Origin of the sequence: Achromobacter spanius (assembly GCF_003994415.1) — a bacterium.
Taxonomy (GTDB): Bacteria; Pseudomonadota; Gammaproteobacteria; order Burkholderiales; family Burkholderiaceae_B; genus Achromobacter; species Achromobacter spanius_C.
Map to the genome: position 1 here is coordinate 3556353 of NZ_CP034689.1, position 24008 is coordinate 3580360.

Consider the following 24008-nt stretch of genomic DNA (forward strand, 5'->3'; position numbering starts at 1 on the left):
TCCAAAATGAGTATTGTTGAACTCACCAAAGAAAGCTTCCAGGAAGCCATTACGCCTGACGGTACCCTGATCGTTGACTTCTGGGCTCCGTGGTGCGGCCCGTGCCGTGGCTTTGCTCCCGTTTTTGAGCAAGCCGCGACCGAGCACACCGACGTCACGTTTGCCAAGGTGAACACCGACGTCGAGCAGGAACTGGCCGGCGCGCTGGGAATTCGTTCAATTCCCACGCTGATGGTCTTCCGTGAGAAGGTCCTGCTGTTCTCGCAACCCGGCGCGCTGTCGGGCGGGCAGTTGAATGAGCTGCTGGCCAAGATCAAGGAAGTGGACATGGAAAAGGTCCACCAGGAAATCGCCGCGGCGCAAGACAGCCAGAACGCGTAAGTGCGTAAACACACAAGGGCCCGGTTCGCTATGATCCGGGCCCTTTTTCAATGCAGCTGTGGGGCCGTCTTCGCAATCGGCCTGGCCGCCACCGCCCCTATCGTCGGCCTGGCGCCATCGCCGTAGCCATCTCCATCACCGTCGCTATGACAGCACTTCCCAGGCCGAGCGCCCGCGCGTGATGTTGGCCACGGTGACTTCCAGGTCACTTATCACGGTGCGCGGCGCCACGAAACATAGCGCCACGCCGTCTTCGTTGAAGTCTTCCTGCTGCACCACCGCGCCGGCCTGCGCCAGCCGCGACTTCAGCAGCGCCAGTTCCGCAAAACCGCAGGCGCAGCGAACAGTGGCCAAGTCGACGATTTCGCTGTGCTGGCCCAACCGCAGGCAATTCGCCGCGCAGCCGCCATACGCCCGCACCAAGCCGCCAGCGCCCAGTTTGATGCCGCCGTACCAGCGCACCACCAGCACGGCCACACGGTCCATGTCCTGGCCCTCGATCGCTTGCAGGATCGGTCGGCCCGCCGTACCGCCGGGCTCACCATCGTCGTTGAATCGATATTCCTGCCCGATGCGATACGCCCAGCAGTTGTGGGTGGCCTCGGGGTCGCCGCGCTCGGCGAAGAATCGCATCGCCTCTTCCACGGTGGCAACCGGGGCGGCGTACGCGACGAAGCGGCTTTTCTTGATGTCTTCCTGATACGAGCAAGGAGCGGTCAACGTGTGCGTCATGCCCGGCATTGTAAGTGCTGGACCGCACGCGCCGCCCTAGCCGTGGCAGTCGGGCACTTCCTGGTCCAGGTAGACGTCGAAAGCGACGTCGCGCGCCCACTTCGCCGTCATCGCCTTCCAGGCGCCGGACTGGTTCCATGCCTTCATTTCGCCTGCCAGCCACGCTTGACTGGCCGAGTCCGCAGCGGACAACAGCCATACGCGTTCGCGCCGCGTGCCGTCCGGTTCCAGCGTGGAGGAGAACTTCTTCCATTCGGGAAAGCGCACCAGCGGCCCCCACACGGCGTCATCGACCAAGCCGACATCGCAAGCGCCTTCGCGCACCGCCACCAGCGCGTCGGACGGCACGCGGTAGGTGCGCACCACGGCGCCCCAGCTTTCGGCCAGCGCACGCGTTTCGCTTGCCGCCTCGGCCATGCAGACGCTTCGACCCCGAACATCGGCCGGCGTGCGCAGGGTGGTGTCGCTGCGTATGACGGCCTTGGGGCGGGTGCGGTAACCGGTGGGTTGCACCGCCACGCCGGATGGCGGGGCGCTGGCTTGATCCGCCAGCACCACGTCCACCTCGCCGGCCGCCAAGCGCGCCCCGGCCTCGTCCGCCGGCACCTGCTGCAAGCGCACCGGCAGGCCCAGGCTCAGGCCCAGCTTTTCCGCCATGTTGGCGTCCAGCCCATGGGGGGTGCGTATCTTTGCCCCCGCAACAGGCAGCGGCGCCAGATACGGCACGCCCACCACCAATTCGCCGCGTGCCTTCGCGGCGGCAAAGCCCGCGGGTTGCTGCGCCTGCGCGGTCCCCGCGCCGGCAAGCAGCAGGCCAGCCGTCAGAGCGAACAGATGAGTCAGATGGGTCAGGCGCCGGATCATGGGCATGGACCTACACGTACTGGTAACGCAACAAGCGATGCTTGAGGTTTTCAAGCACGAACTGGTCGATCAAAGCAGCCAGCACGGCGATGACAAGGATGTTGGTCATCACGCCCGTCATGTCCGCGATCTCGCCCGAGTACGCCAGCGAGCGCCCCAGGCCCTTGCCGAAACCGATCAGCATTTCGGCCGAGATCAGCGCGCGCCAGGCGTTGCCAAAGGCAAGCTGCGCGCCCGTGATCAGTTCAGGCATGACGGCGGGCAGGTACACGCGCTTGACCAGGCCCCACCGCGTGGCGCCCATGACGCGCGCCGCCGACACATGCACACGTTGCACGGATTCGGTGGCGTTCATGACGCTGAGCGCGGCCGGGAAGAACGCCGACAGCGCCACCACCACGATGATGGGCGTGTTGCCAAAGCCCATCACGATCAGGAACAGCGGCACCCAGGCAATGGACGGAATCGATTGCAGGATGACAATGGCGCTGCGCAGCACTTCCCGAAAGAAGAACAGCACCGCGGCCACCAGCCCAAAGCCGATGCCCGCCAGCAGCGCCAGGCTATAACCTGCGCCCAGCCGGCCCAAGGTACCCATCAGGCTTTGATGGAAGGATTGCTTGCCCAGGTCTTCGAACAGGCGTTCGACAACGGCCGGCACGCCCGGCATCAGGAAATCAGGCAGGACGAACGCGGCCGATTGCCACAGCAGAAGAATGAAAAGGACACCCAAAACGCCCGCAAGATGCTTGCGGGCGCCGGTCACACGGGTAGACGAGCTCAAAGTTTGCGCGCCTCTTGCCAGGACAGATCAACGATGCTGGACACGTCGTACGGCTTGCCGTCGCGGGTCTTCAGCGAACCTTGGGCTTGCAGGATGTCCGCAATTTCCTGCATGCGGGCCGTGTCCTTCTCCGTCAGCTTGGGCGTGAACACCTGCGTGCTGATGGCTTCGGCGATCACCGTTTCACGCGGCAATTCGCCGCGCTTGAGCGTCTTCAAGGTGGGTTCGGCGATGAAGTAGGACGCGATCAGCTTGGACGCCTGCGCGGGTTCTTTCTGCAGCAGCGTGATGGCCTGGTTTTGCGCGTCCAGCGCCTTCCAGACATCGTCCTTGCGCTTGGCCAGCGTTTCACCCGAGGTAATCACGACCATGCACGGGAACGGCCAGGCCTGACCCACTTCGTAGATCTGCTTGACCGGCGCCACCAACTGCGCAATGCGGTCATAGGGTTCGAACAGGAAGGCCGCGTCCACGCGCTTGCCCACCAGCGACTGCACGGCAACGGCCGGGCTCACGCCCATGATGTTGACGTCGTCGGCGTTCAGCTTGCCTTGCTTGAGCACCACGCCCTTCAAGACTACGTCCGCGGTGCTGCCTTCGGCTTGCGAGGCCAGCGTCTTGCCCTTCAAACCGGCGATGTCCTGGATGCCGGAATCGTCACGCACGACCAGCGAGTGATAGCCCTGCTGTGCGCCGCCCACCACTTTCAGGTCTGCACCCTTCGAGGCCCACGCCACGGCGTTGGTAAAGCCCAGCACGCCGATATCCAGCTGACCACCGACAATCGCCTTGATCAGGTCAGTGCCCGACTTGAATTCGATCAGTTCGGAATCCAGGCCGGCCTTTTGATAGAAGCCGCCCTCTTGGGCCACGATCGCTTGCGCGTCGTCCATCACCCGCAGATAGCCCACGCGGAACTTTTCGGCGGCCATTGCAGGGGCCGCGGCCAGCAGCGCGGCCGCCAGCGGCAGGGAAAGCCATTGCTTGAATTTCATCAGAGGAACTCCAGGGGATACAAGGTTGGCAATGCGCGAACGCCGCCACAAATGAGGAATACGGGGAATGGGATCAGGCGGCCAAGGCCATGTCGGCGTCGGCGTGCGAGCCGTCCACCGCAATGCCCAGCAGTCGCAGGATCTCGCGTTTTTCAGCGGCCAGATCCGTCAGGTCGTGCGTCTTGACGCGATTGGCCAGGTTGAATTCGCGCAACACGCGCGCCGGGCGGGGGCTGAAGACCACGATGCGGTCGGCCAGAAACAGGGCCTCGTCAACGTCGTGGGTCACGAGCAAGACCGTGGGCTTTTCCTGAGCAATCAGTTGACGCAGCACGTCTTGCAGGCTCAGCCGGGTCAGCGCATCAAGCGCGCCGAAGGGTTCGTCCATCAGCATCGTCTTGGGCTGCGCGATGAACGCACGCGCAAGCGCCGCGCGTTGCCGCATGCCACCGGACACCTGATGCGGATAGTAGTGTTCAAAACCGGCCAGGCTGACACGCGCCAGCCACTGGCGGGCCGCCTCGCGGGCAGGCTTTTTGCCGACGTTCTGGAATTCCAGCGCCAGCGCCACGTTGTCTTCCAGCGTCAGCCAGGGATACAGCGCATGTTCCTGGAACACCAGCGTGCGGCTGGGATGCGGACCGGCCACGGGCTTACCGTCGGCCAGAACGCTGCCCTGCGTGGGTTTTTCCAGGCCCGCCGCCAGATGCAGCAGCGTGGACTTGCCGCAGCCGGACGGGCCGACCAGGGCGACGAGCTCACCGCTCTTGAATTCGCTGGTGAAGCCATCCACCACGGGCAGGTCGCCGAAGTGCTTGTGGACGTGATCGAAGTTCAGGTTCATAGGACGAATCTTGGCCGGGCATGAAAACGAGGCTCCAATCTAACAATCCGTTATATGAACTCAAACAATCGATATTGAATGTCTTTAAAGCTAGTAGTTATATAAGACCCTGATGCGAGGCCCAGGCTTGTAAGACACAAGCCGCCAGCCCTGCCCGGCCGGATGTTGGCCAGGCCAAAAACAACACGGCGCGCCACCAAGGGCGCGCCGTGCTTGACCTGTAGCCACTGAAGGGGCGTCAGGCTTCGATGCCGCGCGATTCCAGATAGTCTTCGTAGCCGCCGCGGTAGTCGATGATCTCGCCCGACGGCAGGATTTCGATCACGCGGGTGGCCAGGCCGGACACGAATTCGCGGTCATGCGACACGAACACCAGCGTGCCTTCGTACTTTTCCAAGGCGAACTGAAGCGATTCGATCGATTCCATGTCCAGGTGGTTGGTGGGCTCGTCAAGCAGCATGACGTTGTGCCGGCCCAGCATCAGGCGGCCGAAGGTCATGCGGTTCTTTTCGCCGCCGGACAGCACCTTGGGCGCCTTGGGCAGGTCATCCGCCGAGAACAGCAGGCGGCCCAGCACCGAGCGGATCGACTGGTCATCGTCGCCCGGTTGGCGGTGGTCGCCCATCCAGTCCAGCAGGTTGATGTCGGTTTGCAGGAATTGGTCGGAGACGTCCTGCGACATATAGCCCAGGTCGGCGTTTTCAGACCATTTCACCGAGCCCGAATCCGGCTGCAGCTCAGTGGCCAGCAAACGCAACAAGGTCGTCTTGCCCACGCCGTTGGCGCCGATGATGGCGATCTTTTCGCCGGCATCGACCATGGCCGAGAAATTGGTGATGACGGGCGCGTCGTAAGCCTTGGTCAGGTTTTCGACCGTGACCGCCAGGCGGTGCATGACCTTGTTCTGTTCAAAGCGGATGTACGGGTTCTGGCGCGACGACGGCTTGACCACGACCTGGTCGGCCTTGATGCGGTCGATCTGCTTCAGGCGCGAGGTGGCCTGGCGCGACTTCGACTTGTTGGCGGCAAAGCGGCGCACGAAGTCTTGCAGTTCGGCAACCCGTTCCTTGGCCTTGGCGTTGTTGGACACCAGGCGTTCGCGGGCCTGGGTGGAGGCCAGCATGTAGTCGTCGTAGTTGCCCGCGTAGATGCGGATTTCACCGTAGTCCACGTCGGCCATGTGCGTGCACACCTGGTTCAGGAAGTGGCGATCGTGGCTGATGATGATCATCGTGCTCTGGTAGCTGTTGAGCACGTTTTCCAACCAGCGGATGGTGTTGATGTCCAGGTTGTTGGTGGGCTCGTCCAGCAGCAGGACGTCGGGGTTCGAGAACAGCGCTTGTGCCAGCAGCACGCGCAGCTTCCAGCCCGGGGCCACTTCGCGCATGGGCAGATTGTGCTGGTCCACGGCGATTTCCAAACCCAGCAGCAGTTCGCCAGCGCGCGCTTCGGCGGTGTAGCCGTCGTACTCGGCGAACTTGGCTTCCAGGTCAGCCGCGCGCATGTAGTCGTCTTCGGTGGCTTCCGGGTTGGCGTAGATGGCGTCGCGTTCGGACATGGCGGCCCACATCTCGGTGTGGCCCATCATGACGACGTCCAGCACGCGCAGGTCTTCGAACGCGAACTGGTCCTGGCGCAGCTTGCCCAGGCGCACGCCCGGCTCAAGCGAAACATTACCACCGGAGGCTTCGAGGTCGCCGCCGATGATCTTCATGAACGTAGACTTACCGGACCCATTGGCCCCGATCAGCCCGTACCGGTTGCCTTCCCCGAACTTGACGCTGACGTTCTCGAAAAGGGGCTTGGGACCGAACTGGATGGTGAGATTGGCTGTGGATATCACGGTATTTTGAGTCTGAAGGCGCCCGAAGACGCATGCGAGGAAACCCAATAGTGTAGCAAATGGGTTTTTCCCGCCTGCGCTCCGCGCGCCTCAGGCTTCGGGCCGTGCGTACCCGATCAGTGGTGGTGCTCGTCCAGCACCAGGTGGGCCAGGCCCTTCTCGGTGGCGATGCCCACTTTTTGCCCGATGGGCAGCGTGGCCTTGGTTGCAACATGACCATAGGGCAAGCCGGTGATGACCGGCACCTTGACCGTCTTGCGCAGCCACGCCACGACTTCATGCAGGTCGTAGCCCTTGTCGTGCGGGGCCAGCTTGTAGTCGGTGAAACGGCCCAGGACAATGGCCTTCTGCTTGGCCAGAATGCCGGCCTGCCACAGTTGGATCAGCATGCGTTCCACGCGGTACGGATGTTCGGCGACGTCTTCCAGGAACAGGATGCCGCCACGCACCTTGGGCATGTACGGCGTGCCGATCAGGGACGCCACCATGGCCAGGTTGCCGCCCCACAGGATGCCGCGGGCGTCGACCGGGTCGGCGTCTTGGGTCTCGAAGCTCAGGATTTCAAGCTCACCGCGCATGACCTCGCCGAACAGCGCTTCGGTCAGGTCGTCGACCTTTTTGCCGCCGAAATCCGCCACGGCGGTCGCGCCGGTGTAGCTGACCGCGCCCGTCTTCGCCAGCAGCGCCAGGTTGAATGCCGTGAAGTCGCTCATGCCCACGAAGCGCTTGCCGCTGTCGGCCATGGCCTTCCAGTCGATTTGGTCCAGCAGGCGGCCCATGCCATAGCCGCCGCGCGTCACCATGACGATGGGCAGCTTTTGCTTGATGGCGCGCGCCAGGCTGGCCGCGCGCTGGGCGTCGGTGCCGGCAAAACGTTGATGCTCGGCAAAAGCGGTGCGGTCCAGGGCGGTCTTGAAGCCCTGCTGCTGCAAGCGCTCGCGCGCCAATTCAACCGTGGCGGGGTCGCGCACGGCCGACGACGGCGAGATCAGATAGATGCCGCGGGCGTCCGGCATGACCTGCCCTTCGGCGTGATCATGGCTGTGATCGTGGCCGCAGTCTTCGCCGCAGGCAAGCCCGTGATCATGATCGTGGGCGGCGCTTGCCGTGGCGGCTGCCGTAGTGGCCGCCGGGTTGGCCGCCTTTTTATTAGCCGCCTTATTAGCCGCCGGTGGGGCCGCCTTGCTGGCTGGCCGAGCCGCCTTGTTGGAGGCGGATTTGGCGGGTTTGCGGGTGCTCATGCGATGGATTCCTTGGTGCGGCGTTCACGGAAGAACCGGCGCAGCAGATCGCCGCAAGGTTCCGCCAGCACGCCGCCGGTGACTGAAGTGTGATGATTGAGTTTGGGCACGGAACCCACGTCCAGCACGCTGCCACAGGCACCGGTCTTGGGGTCGTAGGCGCCGAACACGACGCGGGCCAGCCGCGCGTGCAGCATGGCGCCGATGCACATCACGCAGGGTTCCAGCGTGACGTATACGGTGATGCCGGGCAGGCGATAGTTTTCCAGTTGCCGCGCCGCACTGCGCAAGGCGACAATTTCGGCGTGGGCGGTGGGGTCGTGGTCGATGATGGTGCGGTTGTAGCCGCGCCCCAGGATCTCGCCCTGCGCGGAAACGACCAGGGCGCCCACCGGCACCTCGCCGATGGCGTAGGCGGCCTGGGCTTCTTCAAGCGCCAGCCCGATGTAACGTTCGTCTTCCGCGGTCCAGGGCGCAACTGCCGTAACCGCCGCCACGGGGCCGGCCTCAACCACGGTACACCCGTGATTTCAGCGCGATACGGCCGGCCAGGCTGGTCACGGCCTCTTCCAGCCATTGGTACAGCTCGGCCTGTTCGTCGTAACGGGCCTGGTTCAGGTTCGACACGCGCCCTTCTTCGATGAAGCCCCAGGCGCGGCTGCGTTTGTCGCGGTGTTTGGGGTCCCAGACGCCAAAAGCAAAACCGCCGGCGCGCCGGATCAAGGAAAAACACGGGATATCGGTGTAACCGTCGCCCACGAAAACCATCTGGTCGAAGGGCACGCGCAAGCGGTCTTCCGGCACCTTGCGGTTGACTTCGAAGGGCTTGTTGCGGAAGTCGCGACCGATGATGCCCTTTTGAATGTGGAACAGATACCGTGTCTTGTCGGTAAAGCTGACGATGCGCCGTGGAAAAGCGATGCCGCCATCGTCGCCATAGACGAATTCAGAAGCCCATATTTCGGTGAATTCGTGGGCAATGGGGGTGGATCGAACCACGTCGCCGATGCCGCTTGAGATCAAGTAGAACTCTAGCTGGACTTGCGGCTGCTCAGCCCGCACCGCGGCGCGCAGCCGCTGAAACAGGGTCGGCACGCCGTCATGCAGGTCCAGGCGCGCGCCCCAGTCTTTCAGGCGCTGCTGCGTGATGGGCCCATGCGTGCCCGCCTGCGACAGTTGGATCATCTTGTACAGATAGGCGGGGACGGGGTCCCAGTCCTGCTGGGACAACAGCGGGTCGACTTCGTCCTTCCAGAACGAGGCCGTGTCCACACCGATGCTCTCCAGGAAACCGGACGTGCTGTCCGAGGCCAGCGTGTCGTCGAAATCGAAAATCAGGGCGATGACGTCGGACATGGGAAGGTGCGTGAATGGGGGTGTGACAAGCGCGCAAGCGCGCAACAGCCGCCATTTTGCCTGAATGTGACGGCCGCTGCGCCGTCGGCCGTCGCAAATACGGCGCCGAAACCCCTTGCGGGGCCGCGGCGCCGTCGTCATGGCCCTTCAGGGCACGCTTGCTATTGGCGGGGGTTACTGGCGCATCGGGGCGCCCGTGGTGGCGGGCGGGGGGGCCATGCCCGGGGCCGGAGCCGCCGGCGGCGGCATGGTGGTGCTGGGCGGCACCGTGCCCGCAGGCACCTGGATCACCGTTTCACGCAAGACGCCACCGCCCTGCACGCTGCCGCGCACATTGGTGGGCGACGTCATCTGCGTGATGCAATCCTGGCGCGACGTGGCTGGCAGGCGATTGCAACGGTCAAGCATGTTCTGCTGATAATCGGCGGTGGAGCCTTCCTTCAAGTTCTGACGGTTGGCTTCCTGGCGGGCAGCGCCCGCTTCGCGCATGCAGGTGGCGCGGTCCTGGTTGGACTTGCCGCTTTTGCAGTTCGCCACGTCCTGCTCGTATTGGGACTGGATGGCGGCGCGGCCAATCGCATCTGCCGCGTGGACCGCCCCCGCCGCCAGCATCAAGCCAGCGGCGCAAAGGGATGCCGCAAGGCGTTGGGTATGCATGGGTCGTACGTTCATGGCCAGCTCCTTTGAAGAATTGAACTGTAGACGGCATGGACCGAACTGGGGCCACGCCGACTGCTTGTAACCACTATCCCACGGCGGCGCGCCAGGCACATGACGAGCGACGTGATTTCGTAAGGTTCCGTATCAAGCGCCAGATTTGCGACGAAGTCCGCACAGGCGGAAAAACAGGGGCAGTTGCCCCTGTTCGCGAGAAATGCCGCGCTGCGCCATGGTTGGTTACGTTCACATGCCGTGTCGCTTGTTACGACCTTAGCGCGCGTCCTGGTCGGCGTCGGCCTTGGTCAGGCGCTTGCGATACGTGGCTGCGCGCATCAGCAGCATGGCGGTAACGGGCGACGAAACGACCAGCAGCAAAATGATGATCACTTCATGGAACACCGGCCGCGCCGACCACGCAGAAAACACCAGGATGGACGACAGCAGCACGCAGGCGCAACCCAGCGTATTACCCAGCGTAGGCGCGTGGATGCGGGCATAAAAGCTGCGAAAGCGCAGCAGGCCGGCGGAACCAGTCAATGCCAGCAAGCCGCCCAGCACCATCAGAATGCAGGCCGGAATACCAGCCCACAGGGGAATGTGGGCGTCCATCATGGTTCGATCACCTCGCCGCGCAAGAGGAAGCGCGCCATGGCGGTGGACCCGACAAAGCCGAACAGCGCGATCAGCAAGGCGATGTCGAAATACAGCGACGACCCCGACCGAATGCCGAACACCAGCATCATCAGCATGCCGTTGATGTACAGCGTGTCGAGCGCCAGCACGCGATCTTGCGCGGTGGGGCCGCGCAACAGCCGGACGGAGGCAAACACCATGCCCAGCGCAAAACACACCATGGCAAAGGACGCTGCCCAATACAGTGCGGTATTCATTGTCATTCGAACATCTCCATCAAGGGGCGCTCGTAGCGCTGCTGCACCAGATCGACCCAGTGTTGTTCATTCTGGAGATCAAGCACGTGCAGCTTCAGGCTGTGGTCCGGCGTCAGATCCACCCAGACGGTGCCGGGCGTGTACGTGACGATGCAGGCCAACATGGCCAGGCCGTGGGGGTCGCGCATGGTCAACGGTATTTGGATGAAGCCGGGCGAAAAATCATTGCGCCGGGGGTTCAGGATCAGCTTGGCCACCGCGATGTTGGACCTGAAGATGTCCAGCGAGACATGCAGGAAAAGCGGCACCGCTTTCCACAGATGACGTGGCCGCGCGTGCAGCGGGCGCAAGCGGGATGCCGCCCACGTAAACCACAGCGCCAACACCGCGCCCAGCGCAATCTGGCCGGCCGACAGGCTTTCGTTCAGCACCAGCCACAAGACAAACAGGAACACCGGCAGCAACAGGAAGTAAAGACGACGCATCATCCCCCCTTGGCGCCACGTACCGGCTGCGCAGACATGACGGCATCAATATAGGACTTAGGCTGATCCAGCGAACGCGCCGCGTCGTCCAGATAGGCCGATACCGGCCCTGCCCCCGCCGCCAGGCCCACACACAACAGCAGCAACACCGCAACCGGACCCGCCTCGATCACGCGCAGGCGTGGCGTGCTGCGGTCGTCGCTGGCCCAGAATACGCGGATGCCGGTACGGCTCAACCCGATCAGGCCAGCCAGGCCGGAGACCAGCACGGCGGCAACCAGAATCCAGGCATCCATGGGTGGCGCGGATTCGGTGGCCGCCGAGACAGCGGCCGACAGCAGCGAAAACTTGGCCACGAAACCCGACAGCGGCGGCAAGCCGGTGACCAGTAACGCGCAGGAAATGAAAGCCAGCCCCAGGAAAGCCATGGCGGCGGGAATGGCCACGCCAACCACGTCGTCAGACCGGTTCACCGACGCCGGATCATCCAGGTCAAAAGCGTCCAGCGTCACGGCCAGCACGTTGGCGCCGAAGCTGCGGGTGCGTTCGATCAATTCGGCCAGCAGGAAGAACGCGCCGGTCGTCAGCACCGAGCTGATCAGATAGAACAACGCGGGGCCGGTAAGCGTCACGCCGGGCATGCCCAGCGCCGTCAACAAGGTGCCGGCCGACACGATCACGCAGTAGCCAACAATCTTCTCCAACTGCTGCGTGGCCAAGAGCCCGAAGGCGCCGAACAGCAGCGTGGCCAAGCCTGCCGCGAACATCCAGTCCAGGCTGAAGGCTGCCGGCGCGCCGGTGGGCAGCAGCAGCGAGCCAATGCGCAACAAGCCATAGATGCCCACCTTGGTCATGATGGAAAACATGGCCGCGATGGGCGCGCTGGCCGATCCATAGCCCTTGACCAGCCAGAAATTCAGGGGCCAGGCGCCCGCCTTCACCAGGAACGCCACCCCCAGAATGGCCGCGCCGGCTTCGAACAGCATGCGTTCAGCGCCGGTCAGGTGTCCCGCGCGCAGAGCCAGGTCGGCCATGTTCAGGGTGCCGGTCACGCCGTAGATCAGTGCAATGCTGATCAACAGCAGGAACGATGCGATCAGGTTGACCGCGATGTACTGCAGGCCCGCGCTGACGCGCGCCACGCCCGAGCCATGCAGCAGCAAGCCGTAGGACGCGGCCAGCAGCACTTCAAAAAATACGAACAGGTTGAACAGGTCACCGGTCAGGAACGCGCCGTTCAGGCCCATCAGCAGGAACTGGAACAGCGAATGGAAGTGCACGCCGGCGCGGTCCCAGCGGGCCAGCGCATAGGTCAGCGTGGCCAGGCCCAGCACGGCGGTCAAGGTCAGCATGACGGCGGCCAAGCGGTCCACGACCAGCACAATGCCAAACGGCGCGGGCCAGTCGCCGACCAGATACACGCCCACGCCCTGGGGCCAGACGCCGGGCACGCCGCCACCGGCCACCACCAGCAAGGCGATGGCGGCAGCCAGTTGGCCCAGCGTGGCGATGACGGAAATGGTGCCGCGTGCATAACGGCTGGTGTCGGCCAGCAGCAGCATCGCCGCGCCCGCGAACAGCGGCACGATGATGGGCAATACAGGAAGGTGTTGCAGCCAAAAATTCAAGATTGGGACTCCCGTCCATCAACGTGGTCGGTACCCGTCAGCCCGCGCGAGGCCAGCAGCACCACCAGGAACAACGCGGTAGTGGCGAAGCCGATCACAATGGCCGTCAGCACCAGCGCCTGCGGCAACGGGTCGGCGTACCAGGACGGATCGTGCGCCATGTCCGGATCGATCACCGGCGGACGGCCCGACGTCAGCCGGCCCATGCCGAAGATGAAGAGGTTGACCGCGTAGGAAACCAGCGACAGGCCCATGATGAATTGGAAGGTGCGGGGCCGCAGCAGCAGCCAGACGCCAGAGCCCGCCAGCACGCCAATCGCGACGGCATAAATCAATTCCATCAGGCTTCCCCTGTTTGTACGGTGGCCGCCTGTATCTCGGCGGCGGCCTTGCGTTGTGCGCGCAGCGATTGGTGAGCCAGCGCCACCAGCACCAGCACGGTGGCCCCCACGACCAGCATGTACACGCCCAGGTCGAACAGCAGCACGCTGGACAAGTGCACATGGCCGATCAGCGGCAGCGCCACGTCCCAGGCCAACGCCGCCAGCAGGGGCTTGTAGGCGAGCCATGCGGAGACGGCGGCAATGCCCGCCGCAAGCAGCCCGATGCCGATCCAGTTCTGCGGGTTCAAGCGGCTGCGCGACTCGACCCAATACACGCCGCCCACCATGTACTGCAGGATGACGGCGGTGGCAAAAATAAGGCCACCCACGAAACCACCGCCCGGCTGGTTGTGGCCGCGCAGCAGGAAGTACACCGAAATCAGCGCGGCGGTGGGCAGCATCAGGCGCACCAGCACCGTTGGCACCATCATCGAACCGCTGGGCAACAGCGCCTTGATGTCGGGCGCGGCCGGCACGCCGCCGTCCTGCTCTTGTTGCTGGCGCGGCAGGTCGATGCTTTCAGCGGCGGGACGGAAGCGGCGCAGCAGCGCGTAGACGGTCAGCGCCACAATGCCCAGCACGGTGATTTCACCAAAGGTATCGAAGCCGCGGAAGTCCACCAGGATGACGTTCACGACGTTGGTGCCGCCACCGTCAGGCAGCGCGCGGTCGACGAAATAGGATGAAATCGTGTCGCCTTGCGGGCGCATCAACACGGCATAGGCCAACGCCGCCATGCCGGTGCCGGCAGCCGTGGCCATCAACAGGTCGCGAAAGCGCCGGCCACGGGCCAGCAGCGTCTCTTTGAGTGTTTCTTCGTCGTCCTGTTCGATACGGCGCGGCAACCAGCGCAAGCCCAGCAGCAACAGCACCACGGTGACGACTTCCACGGACAACTGGGTCAACGCCAGGTCAGGCGCGGAAAACCACACGAATGTCAGGCAGGTGATCAGCCCGGCGCCGCCAGCCAGCGCCAAGGACGCCAAACGGTGATATTTGGCTTGATAGGCCGCGGCCACCGCGCAAACGCCGCCCACCAGCCACAGCAGGGCAAAGGCCGGGTCCAGCGGCGTCATGCGGCCCGTGCCCTCCAGCCAGCCGCCGGCACGCAAGGGCAGCCAGGCCACGAACAAGGTGCCCAGCACAATCAGCAGCATCTGCACCTGCAGCCGCGACGACGCCACCCAACGCAGCAACCATGCCGCCGCCACGCTGGAGCCGTCCAGCAGGGCTTCAAACGTGCGCCGGCCGTCCAGACGGTAGATGAAGGGAACGCGGCCCGGGTTGGCGCGCTGGTGGGCGCGCAGAACCAGGTAGAGCAGCACGCCCGCGGTGGTGGCCACCATGCTCATCACCAAGGGCAGGTTCACGCCATGCCAGACGGCCAGGCTGTATTCGGGCATGTTGTCGCCCAGGATGCTTTGCGCGGCGGTCGCCAGGAAGGGGCCGACCGTCAGGCCGGGCGCGACACCCACCAGCAGGCACATCAACACCAGCAAGGCGCTGGGGAACAACATCCAGCGCGGCGGCTCATGTGGCGCGCGCGGCAGGTCGGTGGCCGGCGGACCGAAGAACACCTGCAGGATGAAACGCAAGGAATACGCCACGCTGAACGCGCCGGCTATCGTCGCCAACAGCGGCAAGCCAATCTGCGTATAGCGGTCGCCGCTGACGAAGGTGGTCTCGGCGAAGAACATTTCCTTGGACAAAAATCCGTTCAACAGCGGCACGCCCGCCATTGACGCCGCCGCCACCATGGCCAGCGTGGCGGTGATCGGCATGGCTTTATATAGCCCGGACAAGCGGCTCAGGTCGCGGGTGCCGGTTTCGTGGTCGACCACCCCCGCCGCCATGAACAACGAGGCCTTGAATGTGGCGTGGTTGATCATGTGGAAGATGGCCGCCACCAGGGCCAGTTCGCTGTTCAGGCCCAGCAGCAGCGTGATCAGGCCCAGATGGCTGATGGTGGAATACGCCAGCACGCCTTTCATGTCCTGCTGGAAGATGGCGGCATAGGCGCCCAGCACCAGCGTGATCAGCCCTGCCCCACCGATCACCCAGAACCATTGGTCCGTGCCCGCCAGCACCGGCCAAAATCGCGCTAGCAGGAACACGCCGGCCTTCACCATGGTGGCCGAATGCAGGTAGGCGGACACCGGTGTGGGCGCGGCCATCGCGTTGGGTAGCCAGAAATGAAACGGAAACTGGGCGCTCTTGGTCAGCGCGCCCAGCGCCACCAGGATCAATACGGCGGGATACCAGGGGTCGGCACGCACCAAGTCGCCGGCCGCCAGCACGCGGTCCATGTCGTAACTGCCCACGATGTGGCCCAGAATGAGCACGCCGGCCAACAGGCAGAGTCCGCCCGCGCCAGTCACCGTCAGCGCCATGCGCGCGCCGCGGCGGGCATCCAGACGGTGATGCCAATAGGCAATCAGCATGAACGACGCCAAGCTGGTCATTTCCCAGAACATGACCAGTTGGATCAGGTTGCCCGACAGCACCACGCCCAGCATGGCGGCCATGAAGGCCAGGAAAAACGAAAAGAAACGTGGGACCGGGTCTTCGGGCGACATGTAGTAGCGGGCGTACAGCACCACTAGCGCGCCCATGCCGGACACAATCAGCGCGAACAGCCAGGCGTAGCCGTCCATTCGCAGGGTGAATTGCAGGCCCAGGGCGGGCGCCCAGGGCATATCGGCCCGGATCACGCCGCCGTTGGCGACTTCCGGGTACAGGCTGGCGATCAGAACCACACAGACCAGGGCGATGATGCCTGCCAACCACGCCTCGGCATTGCGAGCGTTGGAAGGCAGCAGCGCGGCGCACAGGCTGCCGGCAAACGGCAGAGCGAGGATCAGGATCAGCGACATGGCGTTCCGAGAATGTCCGGGCCCCCTCCCGCCAGCACATGGCAGCGAAAGACGAAACAGACCGGGGATTGAATGACGGACGGAACCCTGGCCCGGTGCGTCGCTGCACTACACGTTGCCCCGCGGGGACGTAACTACCGCCCCATTGAACGCCGCAGATTGAAACAAACGCAATAGCTGTCTTGCAAGACCGGCCAAGAATCTCATCCGAAAAATATCAGATTCTTGTAAGTTATGCAGCAATTTATGCACGTAACCGGCTAATGACGGCAAGATGACTGCGCAATGATTGCGCATTGAAAGGCGATCCCAACGTATTCATGTTGTTGTCAGACATGACTTTTTTGGTTATCTGACGTCAATTTCGTACAACACCCAGCCACCCGAAAAATATATGCCTGACTAGCGAGGAGAAATCCTGAGTTGACCGTAGGGGGATTCCTGTGTGGAATTGCGCCCACGAAGCCGTGACCAAGCTCGTACCCCGGCAAGGCACGCTTTACCGACGCCGGCCCAAGAAGCCGGCCGGCTCGGAACAACTATATGGAGAAGACTCTTGACCGTGCTGTCACATGCCAAGGCCATTCTGGCCGCCGCCATCGCAGGCGTCTGCTTTAGTTCCGCGGCGCAGGCCGCCGACCCCTACCCGAACAAACCCATCCGCCTGATTGTTCCTTTTGCCGCCGGCGGCACCACCGACATCGTGGCCCGCATCGTGTCCGATGGCCTGGGCCGCGAGCTCGGGCAAGCCGTGGTGGTGGAAAACCGGGGCGGCGGCGGCGGGTCCATCGGCGCCGACGCGGTGGTGCGTTCCACCCCCGACGGTTACACGTTGGGCGTGGCCACCGTCAGCACCATGGCCACCAACCCGGCGACCAACCCCAAGAACCCCTACAACCCGCTCAAGGACTTCGCGCCCATCACCAACCTGGTGAACGTGCCGAACGTGTTGACGGTGAACCCGTCGGTGCCGGCCAAGAACCTGGCGGAATTCATCGCCTTGCTGAAGGCAAACCCGGGCAAGTACGCCTATGCCTCGTCCGGCGCGGGCGGCATCGGCCACCTGGACGGCGAGCTTTTCAAGTCCCTGACCCAGACCGATATGGTGCACGTGCCGTATCGCGGCTCGGGCCCGGCTTTGAATGATGTGATCGCGGGTCAGGTGAACGCGCAGTTCGACAACCTGCCGTCGTCCATGCCGCATATTCAAGCTGGCAAGCTGCGCGCCCTGGCCGTGGCCGCCCCCAAGCGCCTGCCCAGCCTGCCGGATGTACCGACGTTCACGGAAGCGGGCTTGCCGGAAATGGACAACATGGCCTGGTACGGGCTGGTGGCGCCGGCCGGCACCCCGCAAGCCGTGATCGATCGCGTGCATGATGCGGCCGTCAAGGCGCTGAAAGACCCCAAGACGGTGCAGCGCCTGGCCGACGGCGGCTCGCTGGTGGACGGCAACACGCCCGCTCAGTACGCCGAACAGATCAAGCGCGAACTGGAGCTGCGCCAGCGCATTGCCAAGGAACGCAACATCGTGTCGACGAACTGATCGCGTCAACGCGCGCGGCTGTCCCCGAACCGGGGACAGCTTGCCGACTTGACTAGCGATGCCCGGGTGTTAGCATCTGCCCCCGTGCAATCCCATTTTTCTCCCCTCCTCCCCGCTGCTTGCGTTCTCTGCGCCCTGCGCTCGACCTTGTTGAGCTCGCAGGAAGTCGCCGCGCGTTGCGCTTACGCGCGCTCCAAGCCCGGCTGATCGCCCGGCTTTCCCACCTTCCCAATTCCTGATTCCGGCCTGCTGCCGGCGGGCTGAGCACATCCCGTGCTTGCCCGCCGCGCCTGGCCGGCGAACGCCCTGCCGCGTGGCTGGGTGCGTCCGTCAATACTCCTTTTGAATCTTTGTCGCTTGCCCGATGGCCGGCGGCCCGGCCACGCATTGATCTTCATTCCAGCGCCATGCAACTTACCAAGAAATTCGTCAAAGCCAAGAACCCCTGCGCGGGCGGCTACAAATGGTTCATTCGCGATCACAACGGTCAGGGGGACTACCAAGCCGTGCTTGATGCCCTGGTCGCCGACGGTCGCGTCGGCGACGCCAACTGGCTGCTGGATCAGTTTGGCCCGACCGACGCGGTGCTCAGGCTGGACTCGCTTGACGCCCACGCCATCGTCTTCGCGGGCACGCTGGAAATTCGCATGGGCATCAATGTGGACACGGTGGTGCGCGCCGGGCGCAGCATCATCACGGGCGGCGGCATCCGCGCCGGAGAAACCATCATGGCGGGCGAAAACATCACGGCCGCCGCCAACATCGCAAGCGGCGGCGAGATCCACGCGGGCGGCGACATCAGCGCGGACTGGGGCATCGAATCCGCCTCGCGCGTGGAGTGCCGCGGCAACGTGCGCGCCAAGTGGGACATCTGCGCGGGCCAGGACCTCGCCGTCACCGGCCACTTGCATGCAGGCCAGGACGTGCAGGCGCAAGGCGCCATCCAATGCGGCCAAGGCATCAAGGCGGGCGGCGATGTGCGCGCCGACCATGCCATCAGCGCGGCCTCCGGCATTCAGGCGGGTGGCGCGATTCAATGCGGCGACCACCTGGCTTCGGGCTGGGGCATGATCGCCGGGGGCGACATCCGCGCCGACGGCTCGATTCGCGCCGGGGAAGGCCTGAAAGCGGACGGCGTGATCCAGGCCGGCGACGGCCATGGTGTGTACGCCGGCCTGAGTGTCAGGTTGGACGCGTGGTCCGTTTGCGCCCGCGTCGTTGCGCGATCGCGGCCTGCCCAGTTGGTCAGCGGGCACTGGGCTGGCCCCAGCACCGTGGCCGACGGCGACGTTGATGCTGACGGCGACGTTGATGCTGACGGCAACGTAGACGCAGACAGCAACGACATTGCAGGCAGCACTGCCAAAGCGGGCAGCGCCCGCCAGGCTAGGACCCAGCCGGTCAGCCCTGCCTTGGCGTAACCGCGGGGGCTTGATGCCGCAGCACCAGCATCAAGCCCAGCAAAATCGCCCCCATGCCGGCCAGGCTTAGCGCGGACAGGCGGTTGCCCAGCACCAGATAATCCAGGGCTGCGGTGCCAGCCGGCACCAGATAGAACAGGCTGGTGACGTTGACCAGGTTGCCGGCCTGGATCATGCGGTAGAACAGCAGCGTGGCGCCGATGGAAATCACCAGCCCCATCCAGACCAAGGGCAGTATCAGGCCGATGTTCCATTGCGCTGCGATTGGCTGGAACGGCGCCAACAGCAGGCACAGCGCCAGGCTTACCGCGTACTGCAAGGGCATGACATCCAACGGCGCCTGCGTGACGCGCTTTTGCAGAATAGCGCCCGCCGTCATGCTGGCCAGCGCCGCAAACGCGAAGGCCATGCCGGCTACTGAGAAGCGCGCCATGCCGATGCTTTGATACATCACCATGACCAGACCCGCCAATGCCAGCAACAGCCCGGCAATACGGGCGGGGTCATAGCGCCGTTCCATTAAAGCCAAGGTCAGGATGGGCTGCGCTCCCAGCAAGGTGGCCAACACGCCCGGCGTAATGCCGTGGTCCAGGGCAAGCAGGTAGCAGATGGAATAGACGCCGATCAGCAACAGGCCGGCTGCCGCGACCATCACGCGCGTGCCCGGCGCGGGCAGCCAGCGTTTGCGGTGGATGCAAATCAGCAAGAGCACCGACAACGCCAGGAGGAAACGCAGCAGCAGAAAGCCAAAGGCCGACGCTTGCGACAGCCCCCATTTGGCGAAGATTGCGCCGGCGCTCCACAGCAGCACGAACAAGGTTGTAGACCCGTAAGCGGCCCACGAGATGCGATTCGAAAACATGAGATTTCACCTGTCAGGGTAAGCACAGGCTCCAGACCGATAGCCGATAGTCGACAGCCGACGGCCGCTCGCGGAATCAGCCGCGACAAGCGCATACGCAACTTGGCGCACGCCTGTCGCGCGTCAAGGGACTATCTATGAACGGGAGTTGGAGCCGGGAATGGTGGGTCGGCGATCAGCCGATCACGACCACGGCGGGCGGATTCGCGCCACGGACCCCGCCGACGGGCGGCGAGACGGGCGGCGACATCACCGCAGAGAAGACAGGAGAAACGACGGGAGATATGGCGGAACAAATGCCAGCGGAAAACGCAGGGTGAAGCGCGCTGCCCGTCATTTGCGCCCAAGCCAGGCGCACGCCACGCGCGGCCGGGGCGGCGGCAATGGCAAAGCTGGAGAGGGGCATGAAATCGAGCATCCGCAAAGACTACCGACCGCCCCTTTTCCCGTCAAGAACCTTAAGCGCCGATGCGCCGCTGTTCCACACCCATGTCGCGCCAGGCCTCGCCATGGCAGGTGAACATCAGGATCTGGTGGCGGGTTGCCGCGTCGAACAAGGCGCGCTTCATGAAGTCGCGACGGGCGTCATCGGTGTGTACCAGTGCGTCGTCCAGCAACAGCAAGGTGGGCCGCCCGGCCTCTTGCAGCAGATCCGCATACGCAAACCGGGCCAGGATTCCGAGTTGCTCGCGCGTGCCGAAACTGAGCGCGTCCAGCAAGTCTTCGCCCTCGGCGCGGCGCAGCGCCGTGGGCAGCAAGGCGTCGTCCAGCCGCAGTGCGGCGTCGGGAAACAGCAATGCCAGGTAGTGGTTCAAGCGGCGAGCCAGCGGCGCCTGCAGCCGTTGCGTGGCGGCGGCGCGTTTATCCGTCAGCAGTTTTTGCAGCAGATCCAGCGCGGCCGCACGACGCGACAATTCATCACGGCGGCGTGCCAGCCGTTCGCACGCTGCCGTGGCTTCTGACAGGCGTTCGCCCAAGCCCTGCGCCCCGGCCTGATCCAGCTTTCCCTGCAATTGAAGGATGTCGCCGTGACGCTTGTGTTGCGCCTCACGCTCGATAGCCGCCGATTTTTCATAGCGCTGGACATCTTGCTCGGCCAGTTCGGGCCGGTATTCCGCCAGCGCGGCTTGCGCCTCGCGCACCCGGCGGTCCAGGTCGTCGTGCGCGCTGCGCACTTCGGCCAGGCGCCCTGCCCGAGCCTGCCGCTGGGCGGCGCGTTCGGCGGACTGCATGTCAGCGGCGCGTGCGGCCGCCTGCCCTTCCAGCAGTTGCGCGCGTGCCAGGTCCGCGTCCAGCGCACGTTGGGCGGCAGCCAGCGCGGCCTCGGCCTGTGTGGCAACCGCAGTGGCTTCGCGCAAGGCCTGGGTGGCCGCCGGCAAATCATCTACGTCCGCCGACGCCACGGCCGGCAGCTTGGTCAGCCGTTCTTGCAACGGCACGCGGCGAGCCAGGGCCTCGTCGCGCTGCCCGCGCAGCACATCCACCCCCTTGGGCGCATGAATGGCCAGCGTCTTGCGCATGCCGTCAAGCTCGCGCTGCAATGCCGTATAGCGCGCATGGCGCTGCTCGGCGTCAGCCAGCGTGGCCACGCCCAAGCGCTCCAGTAAAGCCTCCCACGCCGACTGCAAACCGCCAAGTTCGCGCTGCAGCGCGGGCAAATCCTGACCGCCCGGCTCAATCCGGAACCGGCCCACGCCGGGCAGTTCCAGGTTGGCGGCAGACGTCAGCAATACCTGATCGGCGCCGCTCAGTGCCCGGCCGTCAAGCATTGCCTGATGCCCTGGTTCAAGTTGGTAAGACAGACGCGTGGCAACGGCTTGCTGTTGCAATTGCAGGTTGGCCAGTTCGCGTTCGGTCTTGCGCAGCGCGTCGATGTCGCCATCGGCGATTTCAATGCGCAGCGCTTCAGTCTTCAGCGTGGATCCCTGTTCGATCAGCGCGGTGGCGGCCTTGAGCGCGTCGTCCAGCCGTTCAACTTCGGCGTTCAACTGGACAAGTTGGCGTTCAAGGTCGCGGCGGTCAGTCACGGCCTGTACGGCGGCTACCCGCAAGCGGGCCGCGTCGACCGCGGCGGCGTGCGCCTGCTGTTGCTGCTGCGCGCGGGCCAGGGGTGCCTGCGCCGCATCCACCCGGGCACGCGCGCCCTGCGCTTCCTTGACCAGCGCCTGGTAATCGGCGTCGTCTTGCTGATCGCGCCCCACCTGGTCTTGCAGCAAGGCCAAGGTTTGCGCGGCCTGGACCTGTTCGCGCCGCAGACCGTCAAGCGCCTCGCGTTGTTTCGCCACCGCCGCCAGCCGCGCGCGCGCGTCGGCAGCCTTGGCCTCGAAGTCTTTCCAGGGTTCGTTGGCCTGGGCGCGTTCATGCTCGCGACGCAGTTCGGCCAGGCGGTCCACATCGGCATTCAACTGCGCCATGGCCCGCGCGCAGTCGTCGCGTTCGGTGGTGGCGCGCGCCAGGGCGTCTTCGGCGTCTTTATAGATGCCCTTGGGGCGTCCGTTGCGCGCATCCAGCAAGGCGGCGCGCTCGGCGGACACGCGCTCAAACAGGCGATCGCCATCACTTGAAGCCAGCTCGCCGGACAACTGCGTCAAGGCATCGCGCAAATGCGTGCTGGCGTAGGCCGCCGCCGCTTGCAGGTTGTGGCCGTCGCCTTGCTGAATCCACAACAGGCCGGGGATGCCGGCCAGGTCCGGCTTGCTTTGCCCGCGGCCCGGCAGTTCAAACCCCAGCAAGGCGGCCAACGCGTTTTCGGCTTCTTCGCCATCCAGGCGCTGCGCGCCGCCGTCGATCAGCAATTCACAACGGGCGCGCGACAGGAATTGCTTTTTCAGCACATACGCATGGCCGGCATGCGCGAACGACAGCTCCACGCTGGGCCGCGCGCCGGACTCGCCATGCGGCGCTAAGTCCGCGACCTTGCTGGTGCTGTAGCGTTCCAGAAAGGCCGCGCGTATGGCGGCGGCAACCGTGCTCTTTCCGGCCTCGTTCGCGCCCACGAACAGGTTCAAGCCTTCTTGAAGGCCGTCCAGCACCAAGGGTTGGCGAAATTTCCGGAACTCTTCAAGGGCGATTCTTGACAGCTTCATTTGGCGGCCCCCATGGCGCTTTCACGCTGGAACCGCAGCAACAGGCGCAAGGCTTCCGCGGCAACCGCCGCCTGCTCGCCTTCGTCCTGCAGGGTCTGCAATTGCGCGGCCACCTCGCCTACGTAGCCGCTGGCGCCCAGTTCGGCCAAATCGGCCTGGTCAGGCTCCAGCCGTAGGCCGGACAGGTCGGGCAGCAAGGCACGCACCTGCGCGGCGGCCTGATCCACCGCGCGTTGCAGCACATCAAACGTTTCCATATTGACGTGGCCTTGCACGTCCAGCCGCAGCACCTCGTCAGCGCGCAAGGCCGCCAGGCGTTCGGCCAGGGCCTGCGCGTCGGTGGGCAGGCTGATGGTTTCCGTCCACGCCGACCAGCGGTACTTGCCGACGGCGATGCGTTCGACCACGGGCGCCGCCCCCGGCGCATCAATCTGCACGTCCAGCACGTAGCCGGGCTCGTTGCCGCGAAAGCGATCTTGTTCGGGCGTGCCGGCGTACCAGGTGTGCGCGTCAATGGACAGGCAGCCGTGCCAATCGCCCAGCGCCAGGTAGTCCAGGCGGGCACGGGCGGCGCGGTCGGGCGCGATGGGGTTGGTGGCGTCGATGGTGTCCGGCAAACGGCCCGCCACGCTGCCATGGGCCAGGCCCACGCGCACGCGGCCGGCTTCGGTGTCCAGCGTATCGAAGGACTGGGTCACGTCGTCGTAGGTATGGCGTTGGGTCAGCGGCGCGGCCAGCACGGCAAGGTTTATGGCAGGCAAGTCCACCACGCCGATGCGCGTGGGCATGTGTACGTTGGCGGGTATGCAGCCCAATTGCGCGGCGCGGCTCCAGACGCTGTCGGCCAAGGCGGCGTCGTGGTTGCCGGCGATCATGACCCAGGGGCCGGCATAGGCGGCCATGGCGGCGAAGAGCCGGCGGATAGTGCGATCGGACACGCCTTGCGTATCGAAGACATCGCCTGCGACCAGCACGGCATCCACGCGGCGTTCGGCGGCAAGCGCCGCGATACGCGCCACCACATCAAAGCGCGCCTCGGCCAGGATGGCGGCGTCGTCGGTTTCAAACTGGCCGTATTGACGGCCGATCTGCCAGTCGGCGGTATGCAGGAAATGAGTCATGCGCCGATTTTGGCAT

At 64.7% G+C, this 24008-nt stretch carries 23 protein-coding genes; 3 read left to right on the forward strand and 20 right to left on the reverse strand.

Annotation, left to right across the window (positions count from 1 at the left end; translation table 11 throughout):
• Positions 1 to 6: 6 nt before the first annotated feature.
• Positions 7 to 381 carry a thioredoxin gene (trxA, locus tag ELS24_RS16140; RefSeq protein ID WP_050446945.1) on the forward strand — a complete coding sequence of 125 codons (375 nt, stop codon included), beginning with the start codon at positions 7 to 9 and terminating at the stop codon, positions 379 to 381.
• A 144-nt stretch (positions 382 to 525) separates the two neighbouring features.
• Here the strand turns inward: trxA and ELS24_RS16145 are convergent, their stop codons facing one another.
• From ELS24_RS16145 to ELS24_RS16220, 16 genes are all read right to left on the reverse strand, one after another.
• Positions 526 to 1113: an IMPACT family protein gene (locus ELS24_RS16145; RefSeq protein WP_127184694.1), complete on the reverse strand. Its 588-nt coding sequence runs from the start codon at positions 1111 to 1113 to the stop codon at positions 526 to 528.
• A 36-nt stretch (positions 1114 to 1149) separates the two neighbouring features.
• Positions 1150 to 1977 (reverse strand): transporter substrate-binding domain-containing protein, encoded by an 828-nt coding sequence (locus tag ELS24_RS16150; RefSeq protein ID WP_127186365.1) that lies wholly within the window; start codon positions 1975 to 1977, stop codon positions 1150 to 1152.
• Positions 1978 to 1987: 10 nt separating this feature from the next.
• Complete coding sequence (locus tag ELS24_RS16155) at positions 1988 to 2761, reverse strand: ABC transporter permease (RefSeq protein ID WP_050446946.1); 774 nt, start codon at positions 2759 to 2761, stop codon at positions 1988 to 1990.
• Positions 2758 to 3756 (reverse strand): ABC transporter substrate-binding protein, encoded by a 999-nt coding sequence (locus ELS24_RS16160; RefSeq protein WP_050446947.1) that lies wholly within the window; start codon positions 3754 to 3756, stop codon positions 2758 to 2760. Before ELS24_RS16160 ends, ELS24_RS16155 begins: the two co-directional genes overlap by 4 nt.
• Before the next feature lie 73 nt (positions 3757 to 3829).
• Positions 3830 to 4600: an ABC transporter ATP-binding protein gene (locus ELS24_RS16165; RefSeq protein ID WP_050446948.1), complete on the reverse strand. Its 771-nt coding sequence runs from the start codon at positions 4598 to 4600 to the stop codon at positions 3830 to 3832.
• 238 nt (positions 4601 to 4838) lie between these two features.
• A complete protein-coding gene (locus ELS24_RS16170; RefSeq protein ID WP_050446949.1) occupies positions 4839 to 6443 on the reverse strand; it encodes an ABC-F family ATPase in 1605 nt (534 codons plus the stop codon).
• 116 nt (positions 6444 to 6559) lie between these two features.
• Complete coding sequence (locus tag ELS24_RS16175) at positions 6560 to 7684, reverse strand: LD-carboxypeptidase (RefSeq protein ID WP_127184696.1); 1125 nt, start codon at positions 7682 to 7684, stop codon at positions 6560 to 6562.
• Complete coding sequence (gene tadA / locus ELS24_RS16180) at positions 7681 to 8181, reverse strand: tRNA adenosine(34) deaminase TadA (RefSeq protein WP_127186366.1); 501 nt, start codon at positions 8179 to 8181, stop codon at positions 7681 to 7683. Before tadA ends, ELS24_RS16175 begins: the two co-directional genes overlap by 4 nt.
• Positions 8182 to 8191: 10 nt before the next feature.
• Positions 8192 to 9040: an HAD family hydrolase gene (locus ELS24_RS16185; RefSeq protein ID WP_127184697.1), complete on the reverse strand. Its 849-nt coding sequence runs from the start codon at positions 9038 to 9040 to the stop codon at positions 8192 to 8194.
• Positions 9041 to 9214: 174 nt separating this feature from the next.
• Complete coding sequence (locus ELS24_RS16190; RefSeq protein ID WP_240669318.1) at positions 9215 to 9712, reverse strand: hypothetical protein; 498 nt, start codon at positions 9710 to 9712, stop codon at positions 9215 to 9217.
• A gap of 258 nt (positions 9713 to 9970) precedes the next feature.
• The gene (gene mnhG, locus ELS24_RS16195) at positions 9971 to 10312 is read right to left on the reverse strand and encodes a monovalent cation/H(+) antiporter subunit G (protein ID WP_050446952.1); all 342 of its coding nucleotides are present in this window, start codon (positions 10310 to 10312) and stop codon (positions 9971 to 9973) included.
• Complete coding sequence (locus ELS24_RS16200) at positions 10309 to 10590, reverse strand: K+/H+ antiporter subunit F (RefSeq protein ID WP_050446953.1); 282 nt, start codon at positions 10588 to 10590, stop codon at positions 10309 to 10311. Before ELS24_RS16200 ends, mnhG begins: the two co-directional genes overlap by 4 nt.
• A gap of 2 nt (positions 10591 to 10592) precedes the next feature.
• A complete protein-coding gene (locus ELS24_RS16205; protein ID WP_050447018.1) occupies positions 10593 to 11075 on the reverse strand; it encodes a Na+/H+ antiporter subunit E in 483 nt (160 codons plus the stop codon).
• Entirely contained in the window at positions 11075 to 12703 is a 1629-nt protein-coding gene (locus tag ELS24_RS16210) for a monovalent cation/H+ antiporter subunit D (protein ID WP_050446954.1), read from the reverse strand. Before ELS24_RS16210 ends, ELS24_RS16205 begins: the two co-directional genes overlap by 1 nt.
• Entirely contained in the window at positions 12700 to 13044 is a 345-nt protein-coding gene (locus ELS24_RS16215) for a Na+/H+ antiporter subunit C (protein WP_050446955.1), read from the reverse strand. Before ELS24_RS16215 ends, ELS24_RS16210 begins: the two co-directional genes overlap by 4 nt.
• Positions 13044 to 15959, reverse strand: a complete 2916-nt coding sequence (locus ELS24_RS16220) for a monovalent cation/H+ antiporter subunit A (RefSeq protein WP_127184698.1) — start codon at positions 15957 to 15959, stop codon at positions 13044 to 13046. Before ELS24_RS16220 ends, ELS24_RS16215 begins: the two co-directional genes overlap by 1 nt.
• Positions 15960 to 16515: 556 nt before the next feature.
• Between ELS24_RS16220 and ELS24_RS16225 the strand changes: the two genes are divergently transcribed.
• Both ELS24_RS16225 and ELS24_RS16230 read left to right on the forward strand, forming a co-directional pair.
• Entirely contained in the window at positions 16516 to 17502 is a 987-nt protein-coding gene (locus ELS24_RS16225; RefSeq protein ID WP_127184699.1) for a Bug family tripartite tricarboxylate transporter substrate binding protein, read from the forward strand.
• A gap of 407 nt (positions 17503 to 17909) precedes the next feature.
• Complete coding sequence (locus ELS24_RS16230; protein WP_240669319.1) at positions 17910 to 18923, forward strand: FapA family protein; 1014 nt, start codon at positions 17910 to 17912, stop codon at positions 18921 to 18923.
• Here ELS24_RS16230 and ELS24_RS16235 read toward each other — a convergent pair.
• The 4 genes from ELS24_RS16235 to ELS24_RS16250 form a co-directional block, all read right to left on the reverse strand.
• A complete protein-coding gene (locus ELS24_RS16235) occupies positions 18904 to 19785 on the reverse strand; it encodes a DMT family transporter (protein WP_127184700.1) in 882 nt (293 codons plus the stop codon). The genes ELS24_RS16230 and ELS24_RS16235 overlap by 20 nt on opposite strands.
• A gap of 175 nt (positions 19786 to 19960) precedes the next feature.
• Entirely contained in the window at positions 19961 to 20191 is a 231-nt protein-coding gene (locus ELS24_RS16240) for a hypothetical protein (RefSeq protein WP_127184701.1), read from the reverse strand.
• Positions 20192 to 20243: 52 nt separating this feature from the next.
• Positions 20244 to 22871 (reverse strand): AAA family ATPase, encoded by a 2628-nt coding sequence (locus tag ELS24_RS16245; RefSeq protein WP_127184702.1) that lies wholly within the window; start codon positions 22869 to 22871, stop codon positions 20244 to 20246.
• Positions 22868 to 23992 carry a metallophosphoesterase family protein gene (locus tag ELS24_RS16250; protein WP_127184703.1) on the reverse strand — a complete coding sequence of 375 codons (1125 nt, stop codon included), beginning with the start codon at positions 23990 to 23992 and terminating at the stop codon, positions 22868 to 22870. The genes ELS24_RS16245 and ELS24_RS16250 overlap by 4 nt, the downstream gene beginning before the upstream one ends.
• Between the last annotated feature and the right edge of the window lie 16 nt (positions 23993 to 24008).